Origin of the sequence: Rhizobium sp. Leaf311 (assembly GCF_001423445.1) — a bacterium.
Classification (GTDB): domain Bacteria; phylum Pseudomonadota; class Alphaproteobacteria; order Rhizobiales; family Rhizobiaceae; genus Agrobacterium.
This window is the reverse complement of the sequence record NZ_LMNZ01000001.1, coordinates 608,919-627,637: the sequence shown is the minus strand read 5'-3', so window position 1 is coordinate 627,637 and position 18,719 is coordinate 608,919. Positions and strand designations below refer to the sequence as shown.

At 59.2% G+C, this 18,719-nt stretch carries 20 protein-coding genes; 14 read left to right on the top strand and 6 right to left on the bottom strand.

The window, feature by feature from the left end:
• The first annotated feature begins 177 nt into the window (after window positions 1-177).
• Both ASF69_RS02980 and ASF69_RS02975 read left to right on the top strand, forming a co-directional pair.
• Window positions 178-639 carry a tRNA (cytidine(34)-2'-O)-methyltransferase gene (locus ASF69_RS02980; protein ID WP_062585136.1) on the top strand — a complete coding sequence of 154 codons (462 nt, stop codon included), beginning with the start codon at window positions 178-180 and terminating at the stop codon, window positions 637-639.
• Window positions 640-833: 194 nt separating this feature from the next.
• Window positions 834-2,486 carry a Na/Pi cotransporter family protein gene (locus tag ASF69_RS02975; protein WP_062585134.1) on the top strand — a complete coding sequence of 551 codons (1,653 nt, stop codon included), beginning with the start codon at window positions 834-836 and terminating at the stop codon, window positions 2,484-2,486.
• A gap of 2 nt (window positions 2,487-2,488) precedes the next feature.
• On the opposite strand, the gene ASF69_RS02970 is transcribed toward ASF69_RS02975, so the two are convergent.
• On the bottom strand, window positions 2,489-2,764 hold the full coding sequence (locus ASF69_RS02970) for a hypothetical protein (protein ID WP_062585132.1): 276 nt from the start codon (window positions 2,762-2,764) through the stop codon (window positions 2,489-2,491).
• Window positions 2,765-2,888: 124 nt separating this feature from the next.
• Here ASF69_RS02970 and hemF point away from each other — a divergent pair, with 124 nt between their 5' ends.
• The 3 genes from hemF (at window position 2,889) to ASF69_RS02955 (ending at window position 4,559) form a co-directional block, all read left to right on the top strand.
• Window positions 2,889-3,800: an oxygen-dependent coproporphyrinogen oxidase gene (gene hemF / locus ASF69_RS02965; RefSeq protein ID WP_062585130.1), complete on the top strand. Its 912-nt coding sequence runs from the start codon at window positions 2,889-2,891 to the stop codon at window positions 3,798-3,800.
• A gap of 208 nt (window positions 3,801-4,008) precedes the next feature.
• The gene (locus tag ASF69_RS02960) at window positions 4,009-4,275 is read left to right on the top strand and encodes a hypothetical protein (RefSeq protein WP_062585128.1); all 267 of its coding nucleotides are present in this window, start codon (window positions 4,009-4,011) and stop codon (window positions 4,273-4,275) included.
• Between the two features lie 95 nt (window positions 4,276-4,370).
• Complete coding sequence (locus ASF69_RS02955; RefSeq protein WP_062585127.1) at window positions 4,371-4,559, top strand: DUF1059 domain-containing protein; 189 nt, start codon at window positions 4,371-4,373, stop codon at window positions 4,557-4,559.
• Here the strand turns inward: ASF69_RS02955 and ASF69_RS02950 are convergent.
• Genes ASF69_RS02950 through ASF69_RS02940 form a run of 3 tightly spaced genes read right to left on the bottom strand, consistent with a single transcriptional unit; the run spans window position 4,550 to window position 7,067 of the window.
• Window positions 4,550-5,812 (bottom strand): CCA tRNA nucleotidyltransferase, encoded by a 1,263-nt coding sequence (locus tag ASF69_RS02950; protein WP_062585125.1) that lies wholly within the window; start codon window positions 5,810-5,812, stop codon window positions 4,550-4,552. The genes ASF69_RS02955 and ASF69_RS02950 overlap by 10 nt on opposite strands.
• Entirely contained in the window at window positions 5,809-6,447 is a 639-nt protein-coding gene (locus ASF69_RS02945) for a CoA pyrophosphatase (protein WP_062585123.1), read from the bottom strand. The genes ASF69_RS02950 and ASF69_RS02945 overlap by 4 nt, the downstream gene beginning before the upstream one ends.
• A complete protein-coding gene (locus ASF69_RS02940) occupies window positions 6,444-7,067 on the bottom strand; it encodes a DUF1285 domain-containing protein (RefSeq protein ID WP_062585121.1) in 624 nt (207 codons plus the stop codon). Before ASF69_RS02940 ends, ASF69_RS02945 begins: the two co-directional genes overlap by 4 nt.
• 180 nt (window positions 7,068-7,247) lie before the next feature.
• On the opposite strand from ASF69_RS02940, the gene ASF69_RS02935 reads away from it, so the two are divergent.
• The 7 genes from ASF69_RS02935 to ASF69_RS02905 are packed head-to-tail and all read left to right on the top strand — an operon-like array spanning window position 7,248 to window position 15,195.
• Entirely contained in the window at window positions 7,248-8,258 is a 1,011-nt protein-coding gene (locus ASF69_RS02935; RefSeq protein ID WP_062585120.1) for a MoxR family ATPase, read from the top strand.
• Between the two features lie 32 nt (window positions 8,259-8,290).
• Window positions 8,291-9,211 (top strand): DUF58 domain-containing protein, encoded by a 921-nt coding sequence (locus ASF69_RS02930; protein ID WP_062585634.1) that lies wholly within the window; start codon window positions 8,291-8,293, stop codon window positions 9,209-9,211.
• A complete protein-coding gene (locus ASF69_RS02925; RefSeq protein WP_062585118.1) occupies window positions 9,208-12,018 on the top strand; it encodes a DUF4159 domain-containing protein in 2,811 nt (936 codons plus the stop codon). Before ASF69_RS02930 ends, ASF69_RS02925 begins: the two co-directional genes overlap by 4 nt.
• A gap of 1 nt (window position 12,019) precedes the next feature.
• Window positions 12,020-14,101 carry a hypothetical protein gene (locus ASF69_RS02920; RefSeq protein ID WP_062585116.1) on the top strand — a complete coding sequence of 694 codons (2,082 nt, stop codon included), beginning with the start codon at window positions 12,020-12,022 and terminating at the stop codon, window positions 14,099-14,101.
• Window positions 14,101-14,520: a GNAT family N-acetyltransferase gene (locus tag ASF69_RS02915; RefSeq protein ID WP_062585115.1), complete on the top strand. Its 420-nt coding sequence runs from the start codon at window positions 14,101-14,103 to the stop codon at window positions 14,518-14,520. The genes ASF69_RS02920 and ASF69_RS02915 overlap by 1 nt, the downstream gene beginning before the upstream one ends.
• A 59-nt stretch (window positions 14,521-14,579) precedes the next feature.
• Complete coding sequence (locus ASF69_RS02910; protein WP_062585113.1) at window positions 14,580-14,831, top strand: type II toxin-antitoxin system RelE/ParE family toxin; 252 nt, start codon at window positions 14,580-14,582, stop codon at window positions 14,829-14,831.
• A gap of 10 nt (window positions 14,832-14,841) precedes the next feature.
• Window positions 14,842-15,195 carry a helix-turn-helix transcriptional regulator gene (locus tag ASF69_RS02905; protein WP_062585111.1) on the top strand — a complete coding sequence of 118 codons (354 nt, stop codon included), beginning with the start codon at window positions 14,842-14,844 and terminating at the stop codon, window positions 15,193-15,195.
• 69 nt (window positions 15,196-15,264) lie between these two features.
• Here ASF69_RS02905 and ASF69_RS02900 read toward each other — a convergent pair whose 3' ends face one another.
• Complete coding sequence (locus ASF69_RS02900; protein ID WP_062585109.1) at window positions 15,265-15,831, bottom strand: N-acetyltransferase; 567 nt, start codon at window positions 15,829-15,831, stop codon at window positions 15,265-15,267.
• Between the two features lie 292 nt (window positions 15,832-16,123).
• Here ASF69_RS02900 and ASF69_RS02895 point away from each other — a divergent pair, with 292 nt between their 5' ends.
• Window positions 16,124-17,116, top strand: coding sequence for a glutathione S-transferase family protein (locus ASF69_RS02895; RefSeq protein WP_062585107.1), 993 nt, complete (start codon window positions 16,124-16,126; stop codon window positions 17,114-17,116).
• A gap of 2 nt (window positions 17,117-17,118) precedes the next feature.
• On the opposite strand, the gene ASF69_RS02890 is transcribed toward ASF69_RS02895, so the two are convergent.
• The gene (locus tag ASF69_RS02890; RefSeq protein ID WP_244475386.1) at window positions 17,119-17,517 is read right to left on the bottom strand and encodes an NUDIX domain-containing protein; all 399 of its coding nucleotides are present in this window, start codon (window positions 17,515-17,517) and stop codon (window positions 17,119-17,121) included.
• A gap of 226 nt (window positions 17,518-17,743) precedes the next feature.
• Here ASF69_RS02890 and ASF69_RS02885 point away from each other — a divergent pair, with 226 nt between their 5' ends.
• Window positions 17,744-18,709: a metallophosphoesterase gene (locus ASF69_RS02885; RefSeq protein ID WP_062585105.1), complete on the top strand. Its 966-nt coding sequence runs from the start codon at window positions 17,744-17,746 to the stop codon at window positions 18,707-18,709.
• Window positions 18,710-18,719 lie beyond the last annotated feature (10 nt).

The following is an 18,719-nucleotide window of genomic DNA, read 5'->3' as shown; positions in this document are numbered from 1 at the left end:
CAACCTTGTAGCTCAAAAAATATGCATTGGCCAGCATGAAACTCCCACTAATATATCCCCGTCACCCCTACCATCGAACTATGTCGGCGCGACGAAACCGGCGGGCGATAGACTTTCTTGTTCAGACGTAGCGGGCCGTGGTAAGTCCCGGCGATTGCGCGACACGGAAGAGATGCCATGCCAGAGATCAGGATCGCCCTTTATCAACCCGATATTCCGGGAAACACCGGTACGATCCTGCGGCTTGCGGCGTGCCTGGGCATTGGCGTCGATATCATCGAACCTGCCGGTTTCGACATTTCGGACCGCAACCTGAAGCGTGCCGGAATGGATTACCTGACCACCGCATCACTGACCCGGCACGTCAATTGGGAACGGTTCGAGGCGTGCCGCATCTCCACCGGTCGCCGGCTGCTTCTGGCCTCCACCAAGGCAGCACTGCCCTATGTCGATGTGGCTTTTCGAGCCGACGACATTCTACTGTTCGGCCGCGAAAGTGCTGGCGTTCCAGATCACGTCCATGAGAAAGCCGATGAGCGGCTGATCATTCCCATGATGGAAGGCCAGCGGTCGATCAATGTCGCGGTTTCCGCTGCAATGATTGCCGGAGAAGCGTTGCGGCAGACGGCGTGGCGCTAGGGCCATCGCCATTTTGCTCCAAAATGTCGTAATCAGCCCTGTACGACACGGCATTTCAGGCCTATATTATTTAGCCAACTAACATTCCCGCCCCCGAATACTTTCCACGCAGCGTGTCGTCCGAAAGCAGACCGGTTTCGGGCAAGCCAGGACGCACACAGTCATTTCACTGACGGAAGGAGGGCGACCGGACAATGCAATCCACCATCACCATCGTCAATCTGCTCGGCGCTGTCGCGCTTCTTCTTTTCGGACTTGCTCAGGTGAAGTATGGCGTGACGCGCGCTTTCGGCGTCAAGCTCAGAGCCGTGCTGGCGACGGGCACGCAAAGCGGTCCACGGTCGCTCCTGTCAGGCTTCCTTGCAACCATCGCGCTGCAAAGCTCCACCGCAACAGTGCTCACGGTCGCATCCTTTGCCGAACGTGATCTGATCCGCCCGCGCATGGCGCAGGTCGTTCTGCTGGGTGCCAATATCGGCACCGCCGTTACGGCATGGATTTTCGCGACCGGGGTTGCCTGGCTGTCGCCCATGCTTATCCTCACCGGCCTGATTGTGCGCAAAGGCGCGTCCAGTGCCCGGCAGGGCAGCGGCACAGCCCTTGTGGGCGTTGGCCTGATGCTTTTGTCTCTTCATCTGTTGAGCAGCGCAACAGAGCCGATGCGCGATTCACCGGCGCTTGGCGCCTTCATCGGTATGCTGGATGACGCCTGGCCCGTCGCGCTCATCCTGTCTGCAGCACTTGCTTTCGTGTCATCCTCCAGCCTTGCCGTCGTGGTCCTCATCCTGTCGCTAGCCTCCGCCGGTGTCCTCTCCACAGGTCTGATAATCGTCCTCATCCTCGGCGCCAACCTCGGCGGAGCGATCCCGCCCGTCGTTGCCACGCTGTCTGCACCGGCATCGGCGCGCCGCATCACCATCGGCAATCTGGTGGTCCGCACCGTCGGCTGCGCCATTGCGCTGCCGCTTGCGGGATATGGCGCGCTGTTGCTGCAAAGCCTGCCGCTATCGCAGGCTATGTTGCCGGTCGATGCGCATCTCATCTTCAATCTGGCGCTTGCCACTCTTGCATGGCCGCTGTCCGGTCTCATCTCCGACTTGATGGGCAAGCTGGTGCCCGATGACCCGCAGGCCGATGAAGGCCCGCGTTTTCTCGATGCCGATGCGCTCGACACCCCCGTCGTCGCTCTTGCCAACGCCACCCGCGAAGTCCTTGTCGTCGGCGACACCATCGAGCGGATGCTGATCCGGGCGGAAAATGCCTTCAAGCACAATGATCTTGGCCCTCTTGCAGAAATCATCGCGCTGGAAAAGAAGGTCGACGCGCGCCAGCAGGACGTGAAGATCTATCTGTCGCAGCTGGGCCGCAAGGGGCTGGACGAGCAGGATGGTCGCCGGTCGATCACGATTATCGACTACGCCATCAATCTGGAACATATCGGCGATATCATCGAGAAGGGCCTTGCCGAGCAAATCCGTAAGAAAATCCTCAACGGCTTCAAGTTCTCAGATCAGGGCTATGAAGAGCTCAAGACGCTGTTCGACATGACGATCGAAAACCTGCGAGCGGCCCAGAGCATATTCGTAACCGGTGATTTCGATCTGGCCCGTCGTCTGATGGAAATCAAGATCGATATCAGACGGCTGGAAAAGCAGTCCTCCGGGCGACACCTGGAACGGCTGCGCGATGGCCTGATGCAGAGCCTGCAGACAAGCTCGCTGCATCTGGACATGCTGCGCGACCTCAAGCGTATCAATGCCCATATCGTATCCGTTGCCCACCCGATCCTCGATCAGGGCGGCGTTCTCGGCGAAAGCCGTCTGAGGGCCACAGACAGCAGGGCGTAAGATCAATCGGCGGAAGGCAGCCGCCGCATGGTGAATTCTATGCGGTCGCCTTCAAGCGTCCGCCAGCTTTCCACTTCGGTCCAGTAAGCGGCCTTCGGATATTCATCGAACCATTCCTTGGCCTTGGCGCGTGCTTCGCCACGGCTCATGCAAAAGGTCTGGCGAACGAACATGCCGCTTTTTTCGTTCTTGCGGCCACCGGCGGCCTGATCCTGCCGGTGGGCATCGATCCTGCGCTTGAGGCCGGCCAGGGGTGGCGGTCCGGTAAATTTCGTCATGACATTCACCTCTCTGATCAAAAGATAGTGTGCCAGCGGACAGTTGGCGAGTCGAATTTGTGTCTGTCCCGTGCGACTGTTAAACCGGGCAGGACTTTGCGATTCGACCTGAAGGAATACGAATATGGAACGGCCAGTTTTGCCGAAAGGCTTGCCCGACGACATCGAGGACAAGAAGGCACTGGCGAGAACATGGTTCGAGAGCCTGCGCGATACCATCGTGACCTCCTTTGAAGCCATTGAGGACGCGCTGGAAGGCCCCCTGTCCGACCAGCCGCCCGGCCGCTTCGTGCAGAAGGACTGGCACCGCGACAACGGCGAAGGCGGCGGCGGCAAGATGTCGATGATGGAAGGCCGCGTCTTCGAAAAGGTCGGCGTCCACACATCCACCGTTCATGGCGAGTTTTCGCAGGAGTTCCGCAATCAGATACCCGGCGCGGAAGAAGATCCGCGTTTCTGGGCTTCAGGCATTTCGCTGATTGCTCATCCCATCAATCCCAACGTGCCTGCCGTTCACATGAACACCCGCATGGTTGTCACCTCCAGCCACTGGTTTGGCGGCGGAGCTGACCTTACCCCCGTGCTGGATCGTCGCCGCACGCAGGAGGATACGGATGCGCAGATTTTCCACCGCGTCTTCGAAATCACCTGCAACAGACACGCGGTGGCGGACTATCCGCGCTACAAGCAGTGGTGCGATGAGTATTTCCATCTCAAGCACCGCAACGAGCCACGCGGCATCGGCGGCATATTCTTCGACTGGCTGCATCCCGCCGAGGAAAGAGGAGACTGGAACGCCAATTTTGCCTTCGTGCAGGATGTTGGCCGGGCCTTCAACCTCGTCTATCCCAAGATCGTCCTGGGCAACTTCAACAAGCCGTGGACGGAAGAAGACCGGGACGAACAGCTCGTTCGTCGCGGTCGCTACGTGGAATTCAACCTGCTCTATGACCGCGGAACCATCTTTGGTCTCAAGACGGGCGGCAACGTGGAATCCATTCTGTCATCCCTCCCGCCCGTCGTGCGCTGGCCATAATCGGGGAACTGAAACCTTCTCGGGCGCCACGCGCCTGAGTCGCGTAAACAATTTCAGGCACCTACAGGTTTTATTCAGCAGGACTGAGAAATCACGAAAAGTTTGACTTTTGTTAGGTTTTTTCGCGCATATTTCCGAAGATTAGCTCTTATGAAAACGTCGATGTGGTGGTAGTCTCCCAGCGTTGATGACTGGAGGAGCTATCATCATGATTACTTCAAACAGCATGTCTCTGTCCTCGGTCCCCGGTGACGGCGAAAAGATTATTCCGACCCAAGAATTGATTGACCGCCTTGCCGCCGAAATGCGCGCCACAGGCGACCGCGAATTGCCTCACTCCTTTTATGTAGAACAGGTCAAACGCAAGCTCGCCAATGATGCGGCGGCAAATGATGACCGCCTGGAACCGCGCAGCATACCCGCTGCGGCCACATCCTCCGTATTCCATTGCTGGGCTATGCCTGAAAGGGTCTGACGGGAACCGAACAAGTCGGACACCCGTTTGCTGATGGAAGGGCGGATATGCCTTCACAAGGCCGCCGCCCTTTTCACCAACAATGGGAGGTATCAATGCGACTCTTTGAATGTGGAACTCTCGTCCCCGGTTGCGAATGGCATACGCGGGCGAGTGAAGATGCAGAAGTCGTGCGACGCGCGGTCGAGCACCTTCGCCAAGCTCACGGCGAAACCATCATCCGGGAAAACATGGTCGAGAACATCAAACATCGCATTCGCGATGAGGCGAATGTTCAGGCCTGATCCTTGATTTCCGATTGAAGCCGGGCGGTTAATGCTGCCCGGTCGAGTGAGAAGTTCATTTCAACCCATTTTTCTTCCAATGCGGCCAGTATCTCCCCGACCTTTGGGCCCGGAGGAAGGCCAGCGGCCAGCACGTCTGCACCGGACAGCGGAAACTGGGGACGGGCAAATTTTTCCGCCCGCGCGAGCAAAGCCGACAGTCTCGCAATCTTCTGCATCGCCTCGGCGCCCGCAGAAACATCTGCACGTGCGGACGCCAGCGCAAGCCTTGCTCTCATCGCTACGCCCTCAACGCCCTGCCGGTAGAGCAGACGGTCGAAGGCTGCGTCGGTGATAGATGCATCTACCGCCGGGGCCGATGCCCATGATTTTAACCGCTTGGCTTCAGCGTTGGACAAGCGCAGACGGACCGCCATAGCCGCTACCCTGTCAACGTCAACAGGGATAATCGACGCGAGACGCAGAAGCGGGTCCGGTTGCCAGCCCAACGCCTTCTCCGCTGCCACAAGCCCATGAATGGCATCAATGCCCCATTTTTCGGTTTCCGGCAGAACCTGTGCCAAAACGCCGGACTGGCGCATCCACAACAGCGCCCGCGATGGGTCTTCCGCCGCCAGCAACTTCCTGGTTTCGCTCCAGACCCGTTCGGCCGAGAGCGTCGGCACCTTGTCTTTTGCGCGTGCACACGCACGCAGGCCGTCTGCGTCGGGCCGGCCAGCGCCGTAATGGGCAAAGAAGCGGAAGAACCGCAGGATGCGAAGATGATCCTCGGCGATCCGCCGATCCGCATCTCCTATGAAGCGGACGATGCGATTTTCGATATCAGGCAGACCGTCGATCAGGTCGATGACGTCACCCGAGGCATCTGCATAGAGCGCGTTGATGGTGAGGTCGCGCCGCTCCGCATCTTCCTTCCAGTCTGTGCCGAAAGCCACCTGCGCGTGTCGCCCGTCTGTCTCCACATCGCGGCGAAGCGTCGTTACCTCGAAACCCTCGCCATCCAAAACCAGCGTGACGGTGCCATGCTCGATACCGGTTGGAACCGCCTTGATCCCGGCGTCTTTGGCACGCTCCACGACATCCTGAGGCGGCAATGTCGTTGCTATGTCTATGTCACCTACGGGCATATCCATGAGGGCGTTGCGCACCGCGCCGCCGACAATGCGCGCTTCGCCGCCATCTGCATTCAGAAGCGCCAAAATCCGCTGAAGGCCCGGCTTGGAGAACCACTCTTGCCCCGCGATGCTGCTCATGAATAGAACCTCTCGTAAATGCTGCGTGTAATGCCCGCCGTAATGCCCCAAATATATCGCTCGCCATAGGGCATTTCGTAGAAAAACCGCTCCCTCCCCTGAAAGATGCGGCTGGCGCGTCTGTGATTTTCCGGGTTCATCAGAAATCCAAGCGGCACTTCGAACACATCGGCAACCTCTGTCGGATTGAGCGTGAGCTCAAAACCGGGTTTGACAACCGCAAGAACGGGCTTGATACGGAATCCGGTGCCGGAGACATAGTCGGGCAGACGACCGACTGTCTCGATATATGAACGGGATAGGCCGATTTCCTCTTCCGTCTCACGAAGTGCCGCTTCCTCAGGCGAGGCATCATCCGCGTCGATGCCGCCGCCGGGAAAGGAAATCTGGCCTGAATGCTTGCGAAGCGTGGCTGTGCGCAGGGTAAAGATAACCCGGGCATGGTGGCCATAGTCGACAACGGGCACCAGCACGGCGGCATCCTTGAGCCTGATACCGTCGCCCGCAAGACGCACACCGGGATTCAGACCATGATCGCCATTGTCATCCACGTCCCGCTCGGCGACACCCTGCCCTTCTTCCAGCACGCGTCGCCTGAAGTCCTCGGCGGAAAAATCCATTGCGCTCACTGTCATCGGGAAAGTGCGTCCAGTTCATCGGCAGGCATGACAGGATATACCGCGCCACCGGAGCGGACGGCAAACATATCCTTTCCATCGATTTCCACGACCTCACCCAGTTCGACCAGATCATACATCACCGCGCGCGAAACCAGCGCTTCCAGCCGACCCCGCACAAGAACATATGGTTTCAACTCATTGTTTTCGCCAGAGATTTCAAACCGCAGCGGATGATCCGCGCCGACCTCGACGACATCTCCGACATTGGTCCGGAAGGTGAGAACCGGCATGGCGTCCCTTGTCGCCACATTCATTTCAACCGCTATGAAAGGCGCGTCGGCCACGCGGATGCCGACTTTTTCCACAGGTGTGACCAGATAGGTCTTGCCGTCCTCATCCTTGCGCAGCACCGTTGAGAACAGCCGCACAAGCGGCGCGCGACCGATGGGCGTGCCCATGTAGAACCACGTTCCATCCGCACGGATTTCCATGTCCAGATCACCGCAAAATGGCGGGTTCCATCGCTCGACGGGGGCAGCACCACGGGGCTTGTCACCGGTCTGCTCGGCGGCACGGGAAATCATCGCCGCAAGCCCTGCCGCATCCGTCGCTGAATTTATCGTCTCAACCGCCATATTCGAGCCCTGCTTTGTCCATTATTGAAGTCCCAGACACGGGTAACGAGATAGTCATTCAAAGGATGCTTGTCAGCCGGCAGGATGACAATAAGCTATAGGCAGCGCGAGATGTGTCCTGTATGCGATGATGACCGGTAACAAGATGATGGCTGCGTCTTAAAGTTTGAGGAGAGCGATATGGGCATGATGAACACCAGCGAAACCCTCGACGAAAAGGCAATCATCGCCGCTGCCGAAAAGGCGCTGTCCGACATTGCCGCCATAAGGGCGGAAGTGTCCAAGGTGATTTTCGGTCAGGAGAAGGTGGTCCAGAACACGCTTCTCGCCATTCTCTCCGGCGGCCATGCCCTGCTGGTTGGTGTTCCCGGTCTCGCCAAGACCAAGCTCGTCACCACCCTTGGCACGGTTCTCGGTCTCGATGCCAACCGCATCCAGTTCACGCCGGACCTTATGCCATCGGATATTCTCGGCTCCGAAGTGATGGATCAGGATGAAAGCGGCCGCCGTTCCTTCCGCTTCATCAAGGGACCGATCTTCGGCCAGCTGCTGATGGCGGATGAAATCAACCGCGCCAGCCCACGCACGCAGTCTGCGCTGCTGCAGGCCATGCAGGAATACCACATCACCGTGGCGGGCCAGCGTTTCGACCTTCCCAAGCCTTTCCACGTCCTGGCCACCCAGAACCCGCTGGAGCAGGAAGGCACCTACCCTCTGCCGGAAGCCCAGCTTGACCGCTTCCTGCTTCAGGTGGATGTCGACTATCCCGATCTTGCCGCTGAACGTCAGATCCTGCTGGATACGACCGGCACCGCATCGGGTGAAGCCCGCCGCATGATCGAGGCCGACCGCCTCATCGAAATCCAGACGCTCATCCGCCAGATGCCGGTCAGCGACAAGGTGGTGGACGCCATTCTTGCGCTCGTGCGCTCTGCCCGACCGGGCCATGGCAACAAACTGACCGACAAGAACGTTGCATGGGGGCCGGGACCGCGTGCAGGCCAGTCCCTGATGCTGACAGCTCGAGCCCGTGCGCTTTACGAAGGCCGTCTGGCACCATCGCTGGACGACATCCATGCACTGGCAGAACCGGTTCTCGAGCATCGCATGGCGTTGACATTTGCGGCGCGCGCGGAAGGCATGTCGGTTCGCGACGTTATTGCGGGCCTTGTGGAGCAGGCCAGAAACTGACCGGTTCAAGGGTCGGATCTTAAGGAGTGCATGTGGCATCCATCGGCCAGATCGTAGAGCAAACGCCCGCCAATGACGTGCTTGCCCGTGCGCGCCAGCGCGCCGCCCTGGTGCCTGATTGCATGGTTGAGGCCAAGCGCATCGCCAACACCGTTACCGCGGGCTGGCATGGCCGCCGCAAACGCGGTATCGGCGAAAACTTCTGGCAGTTCCGCCCCTATGCCGAGGGAGAAAGCCTGTCACGCATAGACTGGCGCAGGTCTGCCCGTGACGATCATACCTATGTTCGCGACCGGGAATGGGAAGCTGCCCATACCATCTGGCTATGGGCGGATCTCTCGCCCTCGATGATGTTCAAGTCCACGCTCGGTTCCGTTTCCAAGGAAAGCCGGGCGCTGGTGTTGCTGCTGGCGCTGGCGGAAATTCTTGCCCGCTCCGGAGAACGCATCGGTTGCCCCGGCATCATGGAACCCATATCCGCCCGCAACGCTGCCGAGCGGCTGGCGACTGCGATCATGCACGCACCGGCCACGACGGGCCTTCCCGATACGTCGATGATCCGCGGCTCCAGCGACATCGTGCTGATCGGGGATTTTCTCGATGATGCAACGAGCGTGATGGAACGTCTTTCGCCGCTCGCGCGCCGTGGGCTCGGCGGTCACGTGGTCGAGATCGCGGATCCCGCAGAGGAAATCTTCCCCTACAGCGGCAGAACCGAATTCTCCGACCCGGAAACCGGGGAAAAGCTGACGGCAGGCCGCGCTGAAACCATTCGCGATGATTATACCCGCGCCTATCTGGCAAGGCGGGATGCGCTGTCATCCTCGCTTCGCCGTCTCGGCTGGAACTTCGTCTTTCACCGCACCGATCACCTGGCATCCGAAGCCCTTGTCGCCATGCACATGTATCTGTCAGGCGCACCGGGCGGCGGGAAGAATGGAGGCCGGACATGAGCGCCCTGCCCTTCGTCTTTACCAGCCCCTACATTCTTTTCGGCCTTCTGGCGCTGCCCGCCATCTGGTGGCTGCTTCGCCTGACGCCGCCGCGTCCAAGGGCGGAAGTGTTTCCACCGCTACGGATTCTCGCAACCGTTCTCAAGCGCGAGGAAACACCGTCGCAGAGCCCATGGTGGCTGACACTGCTGCGGATGCTATTGGCCGCCGCCGTCATTTTCGCACTGGCCGATCCGGTTATCAATCCACGCAACAATACGCTTGCGGGCAGCGGCCCTCTGGTGCTGATCGTCGATAATGGATGGGCGTCCGCCCCGGACTGGGATCGCCGGGTCCAGACTGCGCAGGCTCTCATTGGCGACGCCGAACGAGCAGAGCGGCCCGTTTCCATCGCCTTTACCGCAGATCGTGACCATGATGCCGAAGCTGGCACGACGGCAGCGGCGCTGGAAAAGCTGGCCGCAGCCAAGCCTCAACCCCTGGTGCCGGACCGCAGGCGCGCTGCCGAAGCGGTCATCGAGGCCATGAATGGGACGACACCGGGAACTCTCGCTTTCATTACCGATGGCGTCGCCACGCCGGATGACCGGGCCGCGCTCAGCAACCTCGCCACCATGCAGGCCGCAGAATTCCGGTTGGTCGAGGGTGATGGCCGCGCAGTTACCGCCATTACCGGTGCTGAAAACGGTGCCGAGACCATGACGGTCAAGCTGTCCCGACTGGATACGACCGGTCCGGCCAACCTCACCATCAACGCGCAGGACACTCAGGGCCGTATTCTCGCCAGCGACACCGCAAGCTTTGCACCGGGTGCGGCAGAAACAACCGCCGTATTGGGCGCCCCCTTCGAACTGCGCAACGACTTTGCCCGTCTGTCGATCGACCGCCTGTCCACCGCAGGCTCCGTCCACATGCTGGATGATGGTTTCCGCCGCCGTCGCGTTGCGCTTCTGGCTGGCGAAACCGCCAATGATTTTCAACCGCTGTTGCAGCCTCTGTTCTATATCAGCCGCGCGCTCCAGCCCTATGTCGATCTCGTTCCGCAAAGACAGGCCGATCTAGCATCCGCTATCCCCGAATTGTTGCAGACCAATCCCTCCGTCATCGTCATGGCCGATATCGGTCGTCTTCCGCAGGAAACCTACGCACCGCTTGAACGCTGGCTATCGCGCGGCGGCACGCTGATCCGTTTTGCAGGTCCGCGCCTCGCCGCAGCCCCCGCCGAGGATCCGCTGGTGCCGGTGACATTGCGACAGGGTGAGCGCGCGCTTGGCGGCGCCCTGTCATGGGCAGAACCGCAACCGCTGGCAGACTTCCCCAATTTCGGCCCCTTTGCCGGTATGCCGAAGGCGGATGGTATCCATATCAAACGTCAGGTTCTGGCAGAGCCGACGCCTGATCTTGCCGAGCGTACATGGGCAAGCCTTGCCGATGGTACGCCGCTGGTGACAACCCGCAACATCGATGCAGGCCGCATCGTGCTGTTCCATGTCAGCGCCGAGGCCAGTTGGTCGGATCTGCCGATCTCCGGCCACTTTGTGGAAATGCTGCGCCGTATCGTCCAACTCTCGCTGGTCGGAGGCTCGTCTGCCTCCGCCAATGCGCCCGCTGCCGCCTTGCCGCCATACCGTCTGCTGACTGCAACGGGCTCCCTGTCCCCTGAAATCGGCACCGCCCGCCCGCTGGATGTCAAGCCCGGCCAGTCGCCACGGGCAAGCTTCGACAATCCGCCCGGCCTTTACGGCACCGAATCCGGTTTCGTCGCGCTGAACCTTTTGCCGCCGGATGCCACGCTCCGCCCGATCGACGCCTCCATGGCGGGAACGGCAACGACGCGCGAAGGTCTTGTTGGCGAGGCCGCCAAATCCATGCGCCCTGCCCTCTTCATCGCGGCACTCCTGATGCTGTTTGCCGATACACTCATCGTCCTCTTCATGAACGGCGTCTTTTCGCGCCTTCCGCGCGCACGCTCTACGGCTGCCGGAATGCTGCTTGTGCTGACCGCTAGCCTTGCGGCTTTTGGGCCTGATGTTGCCCGCGCCGATGACCCCAAGCCGGGTGATGAGGCCATTTTCGAGCGGCTGGACACCACCCATCTGGCCTATGTGCGCACCGGTGAGGATGATGTGGACCGCATTTCCGAACAGGGTCTGCGAGGGCTTTCCGAATTTCTGACATGGCGCACCACGCTTGAACCCGGCCAGCCGGTGGGGCTCGACATTTCCAGCGACGAGCTCTCCTTCTATCCCATCATCTACTGGCCGATATCGGCGACCGCGCCGATGCCATCGACCGCTGCCATATCACGCATCGATGCCTATATGCGTGCTGGCGGAACGGTGCTGTTCGACACGCGCGACCAGTTCTCGTCACTGGACACCGGCAGCACCAGCGCCAACGGTCAGCGTCTGCAGGAAATCCTCGCCAGTGTCGATATTCCGCCACTGGAGCCTGTGCCGAAGGACCATGTCATCACCCGTTCCTTCTACCTGCTGAACAATTTCCCCGGTCGCTATAATGGCAGCCCGCTCTGGGTCGAATCCCGGCAGGATGCTGCCAAGACAACATCGGGCATTTCATCGTCAGGCGATGGCGTTTCTCCCATTCTCATTACTGGCAATGATCTTGCCGGTGCCTGGGCCGTGGATGCCAATGGTGCACCTGTTCTTCCCACGGTTCCACCGGACGAGGTACAGCGCGAACATGCCTTCCGCACCGGCGTCAACATCATGATGTATATGCTCACCGGCAACTACAAGGCCGATCAGGTCCACGTGCCCGATATCCTCCAGCGGTTGGGGCAATGATATGACACTGACATTCGCCCCCTTCCTGCCGTGGATCGTCATTGGCATTCTCGCCGCCGCAGCCTTTGTGCTTGCCGTAATTGGCCTTTGGCGGGGCGTTCGCGGTGCGTGGCTGCGCGGCCTTGCGCTCGCGGCACTTCTGCTTGCCATCTCCAATCCGCTTCTGACCAATGAAGAACGCGATCCGCTTTCCACCATTGTCCCCGTTATTGTTGACCGCTCACAAAGCCAGGACGTGCAGCAGCGGCCTGAACAGACGGATCAGGCGCTGGCGACACTCAAGGAGCGCCTCGCCCGTTTCCCACGCATCGAGCCCCGCATCGTCGAGGTCGAGAATGATCCCAACAGCGACTCACCCGCAACCAGCCTGTTCTCTTCGCTTGCTGCAGCCGTCTCAGACGTATCGCCCTCGCGCGTCGGCGGTGCGATTTTCCTGAGCGACGGCCAGATCCACGATATTCCGAATGTGACACCCAACATCGAGCAGACGCTCGGATTTAAGGCCCCTATTCATGGCCTGATCACCGGACGCCCGCAGGAATTCGACCGCCGCATCGAAGTGGTCCGCGCACCGCGCTTCGGCATCGTCAACGAAGAGCAGGAACTGACGCTGCGCGTTTTCGATGATGGACGTTCACAGGGTGGACAGGCGCGCGTCACGATCAAGATGAATGGCGAGGAAATCGCCACGCTGGATGCCACACCCGGTCAGCCGCTGCCCTTTGCTTTCAAGGTTCCCAGAGGCGGCAACAATGTCATGGAATTTTCTGTGGCCGAACTTCCCGGTGAAGTCACCACCAGCAACAACCGTGCCGTCCACGTTATTGAGGGCATCAGACAGAACCTGCGCGTGCTTCTGGTCTCCGGCGAACCCCACGCCGGTGAGCGGGCGTGGCGCAACCTGTTGAAGTCAGACACGTCAGTCGATCTCGTGCATTTCACCATTCTGCGTCCGCCGGAAAAGCAGGATGGCACGCCGATCAACGAGCTGTCGCTGATCGCCTTCCCGACGCGTGAACTGTTTGTCGAGAAGATCGAGGATTTCGACCTCATCATCTTCGACCGCTACCAGCATCGCGGTGTTCTCCCAATCCTCTATTACGACTACATCGCGCAATATGTCGAAAAGGGTGGCGCTCTGCTGATTGCCGCAGGTCCGGAACATGCGGGCCAGGACTCCATCGCCATGACGCCGCTTGCCTCCGTGCTGCCGGCCCAGCCAACCGGTGAAATGCATCAATCCGCCTTTTATCCGCGCCTCTCGGACGCAGGCAAGAAGCACCCGGTCACGCGTGGACTGGAAGGCTCAGGCCAGGAGCCGCCGCAGTGGGGACGCTGGTTCCGCACCGTCGGCGTCGATCAGCCACAGGGGCAGACCGTGATGCTGGGGGACGGACAGGACCCCCTCCTCGTTCTCAACCGACAGGGTGAAGGCCGCGTTGCCATGTTGTTGTCCGATCAGGGCTGGCTCTGGGCGCGCGGTTATGAAGGCGGCGGTCCGCATGTCGCCCTTTATCGCCGGATTGCCCACTGGCTGATGAAGGAACCGGAGCTTGAGGAAGAGGCGCTGACGGCCCGCGCCAATGGCCGCACGCTGGAAATTACTCGCCAGACCATCGGCGACAACCCCGGCAATGCGACCGTGAAATTCCCGACGGGCAGGACCGAAACCATGGCGTTTACGCAGGCAGAACCCGGTCTTTACAAGATCGAGCGCCGCATGGATGAAACCGGCCTTTACGAAATCACCAATGGCGACTTCACCACCCTTGTTCACGTCGGCGCTGTCGATGCACCGGAATTCAAGGCAATGATCTCCACCACCGAGCCCTTAAAGCCATTGGCCGATGCGACCAAGGGCAACATCCACCGCGTCGTCAACGAAGATGGTCGTGTTGTCCTGCCCGATATCCTGCCCGTGCGCGGAGATGTACGGGTCGCCGATAATGACCGGATGCTCATTCGCCTGACGGATGAAACCGTTCTGAAGGGCGTCAACACGCTGCCGCTCTTTGCCGGTTTTGCAGGCCTCGCCGCCTTGTTGATGGCGTTTTCCGCGCTGTGGTGGAGAGAAGGTCGCTGATGCAGCCTACCATTTCGATCAGTCAGACCGCCGACAAGGACAGCGAAGCGGCGATATTAGCAGCGCTTAAGTCCTACAATATCGACCGCTTTGGCCCTAGCGACTGGCAGGAACTCGTCATCTCCTTGCGAGATGATGATGGCAACGTCATCGGCGGCCTCTGTGGACATACCGCCCGCGGTTGGCTTTACACACAACTGCTTTTCGTCCCGGAAACGTTGCGCGGCCAGAGCCTTGGCCCAAAACTGCTCGCCATGGCCGAAGACGAGGCCATCAAACGGGGCTGCGTCGGCGCTTTTATCGATACGATGAACCCCGATGCGGTGCCTGTCTATCAGAAGTGCGGCTATGAAATTTTTGGCCGGATCGAGAATTTTGGCGAAAGTTCGCTTACCTATTTGAAGAAATCATTGTCTTAACCGCACGATTATTAGCCAATGGCGAATTTTATTGACTATTGTTAGCGGATAGCTATTTTATGAAGAAAATCGCTTACAGCAAATCCTCATTGAAGGTTTTACGCCGCTTACCGAGAAATGAGGCGGAACGGATAACCTCCAAGATCGAGCAGTACGCAAAAGAGCCGAAGTCGCTTGCCAACAATGTAAGGGCCTTGGTGGGCTCGTCATACATAAGATTGCGCGTTGGTGACTGGCGCATTGTCATGGATGATCAAGGCAACGTTCTGGAGGTAATAAAAATAGGCGCTCGCGGCGAGATTTACGGATAGGAAAACACACATGCAAACGATCACGACGCCGGGTGGAGAAACACTCGTTGTTCTTCCGCTATCCGAATATGAAAAGCTTGTCGAAGCAGCGGAGATCGTGTCAGCAGATGCGATCAAGGCAGATATTGCTGCTGGCCGCGATGAGCTGGTTCCAGCCGAAGTCGTCAACCTCATCCTTTCCGGGGAAAATCCAGTAAAGGTCTGGCGGGTGCATCGAGGCATCACCGCCAGACAACTGGCTGAAAAAGCTGAAATAAGCCCGCCTTATCTTTCCGAGATCGAACACGGCAAAAAAGAAGCAAGTCTTTCCGTCATGCGCAAGATTGCCGATGTACTCGGCGTTGATCTGGATGATCTCGTATAGGCTAGCAGCCGTGCCCTTTCATTCCAGACTAAGACGAAGCTTTGACCCTTCATCAGCAGACTAGATGGCTCACCCGATGGCGCGAAGCTGCTCGACGAAAGGCTCGCCATCCTCAGCGGCCGCTACGGTCGCCTCGCACTTGCGCCAGCCGATCTTGCCCTTTAGCCGCTCATGCGTATCAGCTGCCAGAGGCACGACAAGCACCCGGTTCATATCGACCGGGCCGGGAAAGTCGAGCGCGCCATAGGCGACCCTCTCGAAGCCCAGGGGCATGTAATAGGGTGGATCGCCGATGAGGATGACGCCTTCCGAGCCCTTGCGTTTGGCAGCAGCAATCGCAATGCGAACCAGTTCGCGGCCGATGCCAAGGTTCTTGTGGGAGGGGCGGACAGCGAGTGGTCCTAGCATGTGGCCTTTCACGCCACCGGCCAGCACCGGCGTCATGCGCACGGAAGCAATGGTTTCACCATCATCGGCGCAGATGTAGGAAATCGACCGGTCGTGAGGGCCCTGCTCGCGAATGCGGGCGGCGGCGCGCGTGTGGCGGCCTGGACCGAAAGCTTCTGCGTTGATGAGTTCGATAATGGCGTCATGCGACGCGTCTTCGGTGAGGTAGACCAGTTCGTGCTTGGACATGAAGGGACCGGAACGTTTCAATACGGATACGACAATGTGACGGCTGCGCCGGTTAAGGCGTTCGAAGCGTCAGCGTCGTCGGAGCATCCGTGTTGCGGTCATAAAGCAGAATTCCCTCAGAATTGTGATAAACGCGGATATCAGGAAAATTCCGGCACGTCCAGAACTAATCCGGCGCACACCCATTCATTGATATGAGTGAATACGAACGCACTGTTTACAGCCGCCAGGGTTTTCCAACCCCAAATCGGTGGCTTACAGTAAGCCAAAACGAGATGTAGGAGAAAGCGCGATGGGTATGCTGGTTGAAGGCGTCTGGAAAGACGTCTGGTACGACACCAAGGAAACCAAGGGTCACTTCAAGCGCAGCGCCTCGCAGTTTCGCAACTGGATCACTGCGGATGGCGAAGCTGGCCCTTCCGGCAAGGGCGGCTTTAAGGCCGAGAAGGACCGTTATCATCTCTACGTCTCTCTGGCCTGCCCCTGGGCACACCGAACCCTGATCTTCCGCAAGCTCAAGAAGCTGGAAGACTATATTTCCGTATCGGTCGTCGATGCGCTGATGCTGGAAAATGGATGGGAGTTCAAAGCTGAAGATGCCCGCACGCCGGGCGCGACTGAGGATCATCTCTTTGGCGCGTCAGCCCTGTGGCAGGTTTATACCAAGGCCGACCCATCCTATTCCGGCCGCGTGACCGTACCCGTGCTGTGGGACAAGCAGCAGAACACAATCGTTTCCAATGAATCGGCAGACATCATCCGCATGTTCAACAGTGCTTTCGATGCGCTGACGGAATCGACCGATGATTTCTACCCAAGAGAGTTTCGAGACGAGATCGATGAGGTCAACGCACTCGTCTACGACACCGTCAACAATGGGGTCTACAAGGCAGGCTTCGCCACCACGCAGGAAGCCTATGAAGAGAACGCCGTAAAGGTCTTTGAAACACTGGACCTTCTGGAAAAACGGCTTGAGGACAAGCGCTTTCTGCTTGGCTCTCGCCAGACGGAGGCAGACTGGCGGCTGTTCACGACCCTGGTCCGCTTCGATCCGGTCTATGTTGGCCACTTCAAATGCAATATCCGCCGCATTGCGGACTATCCGAACCTGACGGGGTATCTGCGCGATCTCTACCAGACCGCAGGTGTGCCTGAGACGGTCGATATGCGTCACATCAAGGATCACTACTACCGCAGCCACAAGACGATCAATCCAACGGGAATCGTTCCCGTGGGGCCAGAGCTGGAGCTAGAGAAAGCGCACGACAGAGCCCGGCTGGGCTGAAGCTACCAGTAATCGGCCGGCGGCGTTTCGCCCGCAATTTCCAGCAGGCGACGCCGGGTCGCGCCCGTGGTTCCCTCAGGCAGTGCGTCGAATGCAAAAAATCCGCTTTCGCTGATTTCCCGGTCGGCGATTTTTGGCGCTGTTTGCCTTACATCCAGCTTGTAGAGCAGGACGTGGTCCTTGTTGCTGGTGCGATTATTGAAATAGACGTGGACGAGCACCGGTGGAGAAACTGCGACCAGATTGCCCTCTTCCCGTATTTCCTTGTGCAGCGCCTGCAGACAGGTCTCATGCCTCTCCACACCGCCTCCCGGCATATGCCAGCCAGCAATATAGGTATGGCGCACAAGAAAGATCCGGCCTTCGCCATCAAAACACGCTGCGCGAACGCCCAGCGTCATTCCCCGGCGCAGGAAAAAGAAGCTATGCAGCGCACGTTTTGCGAGATTCTGCAACAGAATGCGGAACCCATTTGCCTGACCACGGTTGTCGCTCAATAGAGATCCTCTCACCCGGCGCATGGCAGTGCCATCACGGATTTTCACATTTCTTGGTCTGGCGACTATCCCATTGAAAAAATGGGGTTTCGCGTTGGACGCCTAGTTTCCGATACGGTATGGCTTACCCATGTTCAAACTCGCTCACATTTCTGACGTCCATCTCGGCCCGCTGCCAAAGCTGACCTTTCGCGAACTGGCCTCTAAGCGCATTACCGGCTTTGTGAACTGGCGCCTCAACCGCCGCAAGCATCTTTTCACCGATACGCTGGAAAGACTGGTGGATGACATGGAAGGCAAGGAGCCGGACCATGTGGCCATCACAGGCGATCTTGTCAATCTCGCCACCGGCATTGAAATCCGCGCTGCAGCGGACTGGCTGGAGGAAGTGGGCGACCCCCTGAAAATATCCGTCGTGCCCGGCAACCATGACGCCTATGTGCCCGGCGCGCATGATAAGGCCATGGCCGCCTGGTACCCCTATGTGCGGGGCGATGGCGACGCGGAAGAATGGGACGAAGACCGCAAGATTTTTCCTTACATGCGCATACGCGGGCCGGTCGCCATGATCGGCTGCTCGACCTCCATTGCAACACCACCTTTTTCCGCCACCGGCTATTTTGGTCGCAGGCAGGCGCGCGCGACGGCGGAACTGCTGCGCAAGGCCGGCGAACAGGGTCTGTTTCGCGTCGTCATGATCCATCACCCACCCGTTCGCGGTGCTGCCGCCACGCATAAACGCATGATCGGCATTCGACGCTTTGCCGCAGCGATCGGCACCGGCGGCGCAGAACTCGTCCTGCACGGCCATACGCACCTCAACACGGTCTATTGGCTGAACACGCATCGCGGGCGCGACCATACCCCGGTCGTAGGCATAGCATCCGCCTCACAGGGGCCGGGCGGAGAAAAGCCCCGCGCCGGATACAATCTTTTCCATATCGATGGCGGTCCAGGCACATGGAACGTGACCTGTGAACGCTATGGCCTCAACGAGAAATCGACCGGCATAGAGCTGGAAGACGTGCGTGTTTTCTACACCAACGGACGTCCACTGGGCTTCACAAACCCCGCTGAACAGGGCGAGGAAGACTGAGGCGGGAGCA

Bases quoted from the DNA above. Each gene is read 5' to 3' on its own strand.
- ASF69_RS02980 (WP_062585136.1), top strand. From the start codon at position 178: ATGCCAGAGATCAGGATCGCCCTTTATCAACCCGATATTCCGGGAAAC.
- ASF69_RS02975 (WP_062585134.1), top strand. From the start codon at position 834: ATGCAATCCACCATCACCATCGTCAATCTGCTCGGCGCTGTCGCGCTT.
- ASF69_RS02970 (WP_062585132.1), bottom strand. From the start codon at position 2,764: ATGACGAAATTTACCGGACCGCCACCCCTGGCCGGCCTCAAGCGCAGG.
- hemF (WP_062585130.1), top strand. From the start codon at position 2,889: ATGGAACGGCCAGTTTTGCCGAAAGGCTTGCCCGACGACATCGAGGAC.
- ASF69_RS02960 (WP_062585128.1), top strand. From the start codon at position 4,009: ATGATTACTTCAAACAGCATGTCTCTGTCCTCGGTCCCCGGTGACGGC.
- ASF69_RS02955 (WP_062585127.1), top strand. From the start codon at position 4,371: ATGCGACTCTTTGAATGTGGAACTCTCGTCCCCGGTTGCGAATGGCAT.
- ASF69_RS02950 (WP_062585125.1), bottom strand. From the start codon at position 5,812: ATGAGCAGCATCGCGGGGCAAGAGTGGTTCTCCAAGCCGGGCCTTCAG.
- ASF69_RS02945 (WP_062585123.1), bottom strand. From the start codon at position 6,447: ATGACAGTGAGCGCAATGGATTTTTCCGCCGAGGACTTCAGGCGACGC.
- ASF69_RS02940 (WP_062585121.1), bottom strand. From the start codon at position 7,067: ATGGCGGTTGAGACGATAAATTCAGCGACGGATGCGGCAGGGCTTGCG.
- ASF69_RS02935 (WP_062585120.1), top strand. From the start codon at position 7,248: ATGGGCATGATGAACACCAGCGAAACCCTCGACGAAAAGGCAATCATC.
- ASF69_RS02925 (WP_062585118.1), top strand. From the start codon at position 9,208: ATGAGCGCCCTGCCCTTCGTCTTTACCAGCCCCTACATTCTTTTCGGC.
- ASF69_RS02920 (WP_062585116.1), top strand. From the start codon at position 12,020: ATGACACTGACATTCGCCCCCTTCCTGCCGTGGATCGTCATTGGCATT.
- ASF69_RS02915 (WP_062585115.1), top strand. From the start codon at position 14,101: ATGCAGCCTACCATTTCGATCAGTCAGACCGCCGACAAGGACAGCGAA.
- ASF69_RS02910 (WP_062585113.1), top strand. From the start codon at position 14,580: ATGAAGAAAATCGCTTACAGCAAATCCTCATTGAAGGTTTTACGCCGC.
- ASF69_RS02905 (WP_062585111.1), top strand. From the start codon at position 14,842: ATGCAAACGATCACGACGCCGGGTGGAGAAACACTCGTTGTTCTTCCG.
- ASF69_RS02900 (WP_062585109.1), bottom strand. From the start codon at position 15,831: ATGTCCAAGCACGAACTGGTCTACCTCACCGAAGACGCGTCGCATGAC.
- ASF69_RS02895 (WP_062585107.1), top strand. From the start codon at position 16,124: ATGGGTATGCTGGTTGAAGGCGTCTGGAAAGACGTCTGGTACGACACC.
- ASF69_RS02890 (WP_244475386.1), bottom strand. From the start codon at position 17,517: ATGACGCTGGGCGTTCGCGCAGCGTGTTTTGATGGCGAAGGCCGGATC.
- ASF69_RS02885 (WP_062585105.1), top strand. From the start codon at position 17,744: ATGTTCAAACTCGCTCACATTTCTGACGTCCATCTCGGCCCGCTGCCA.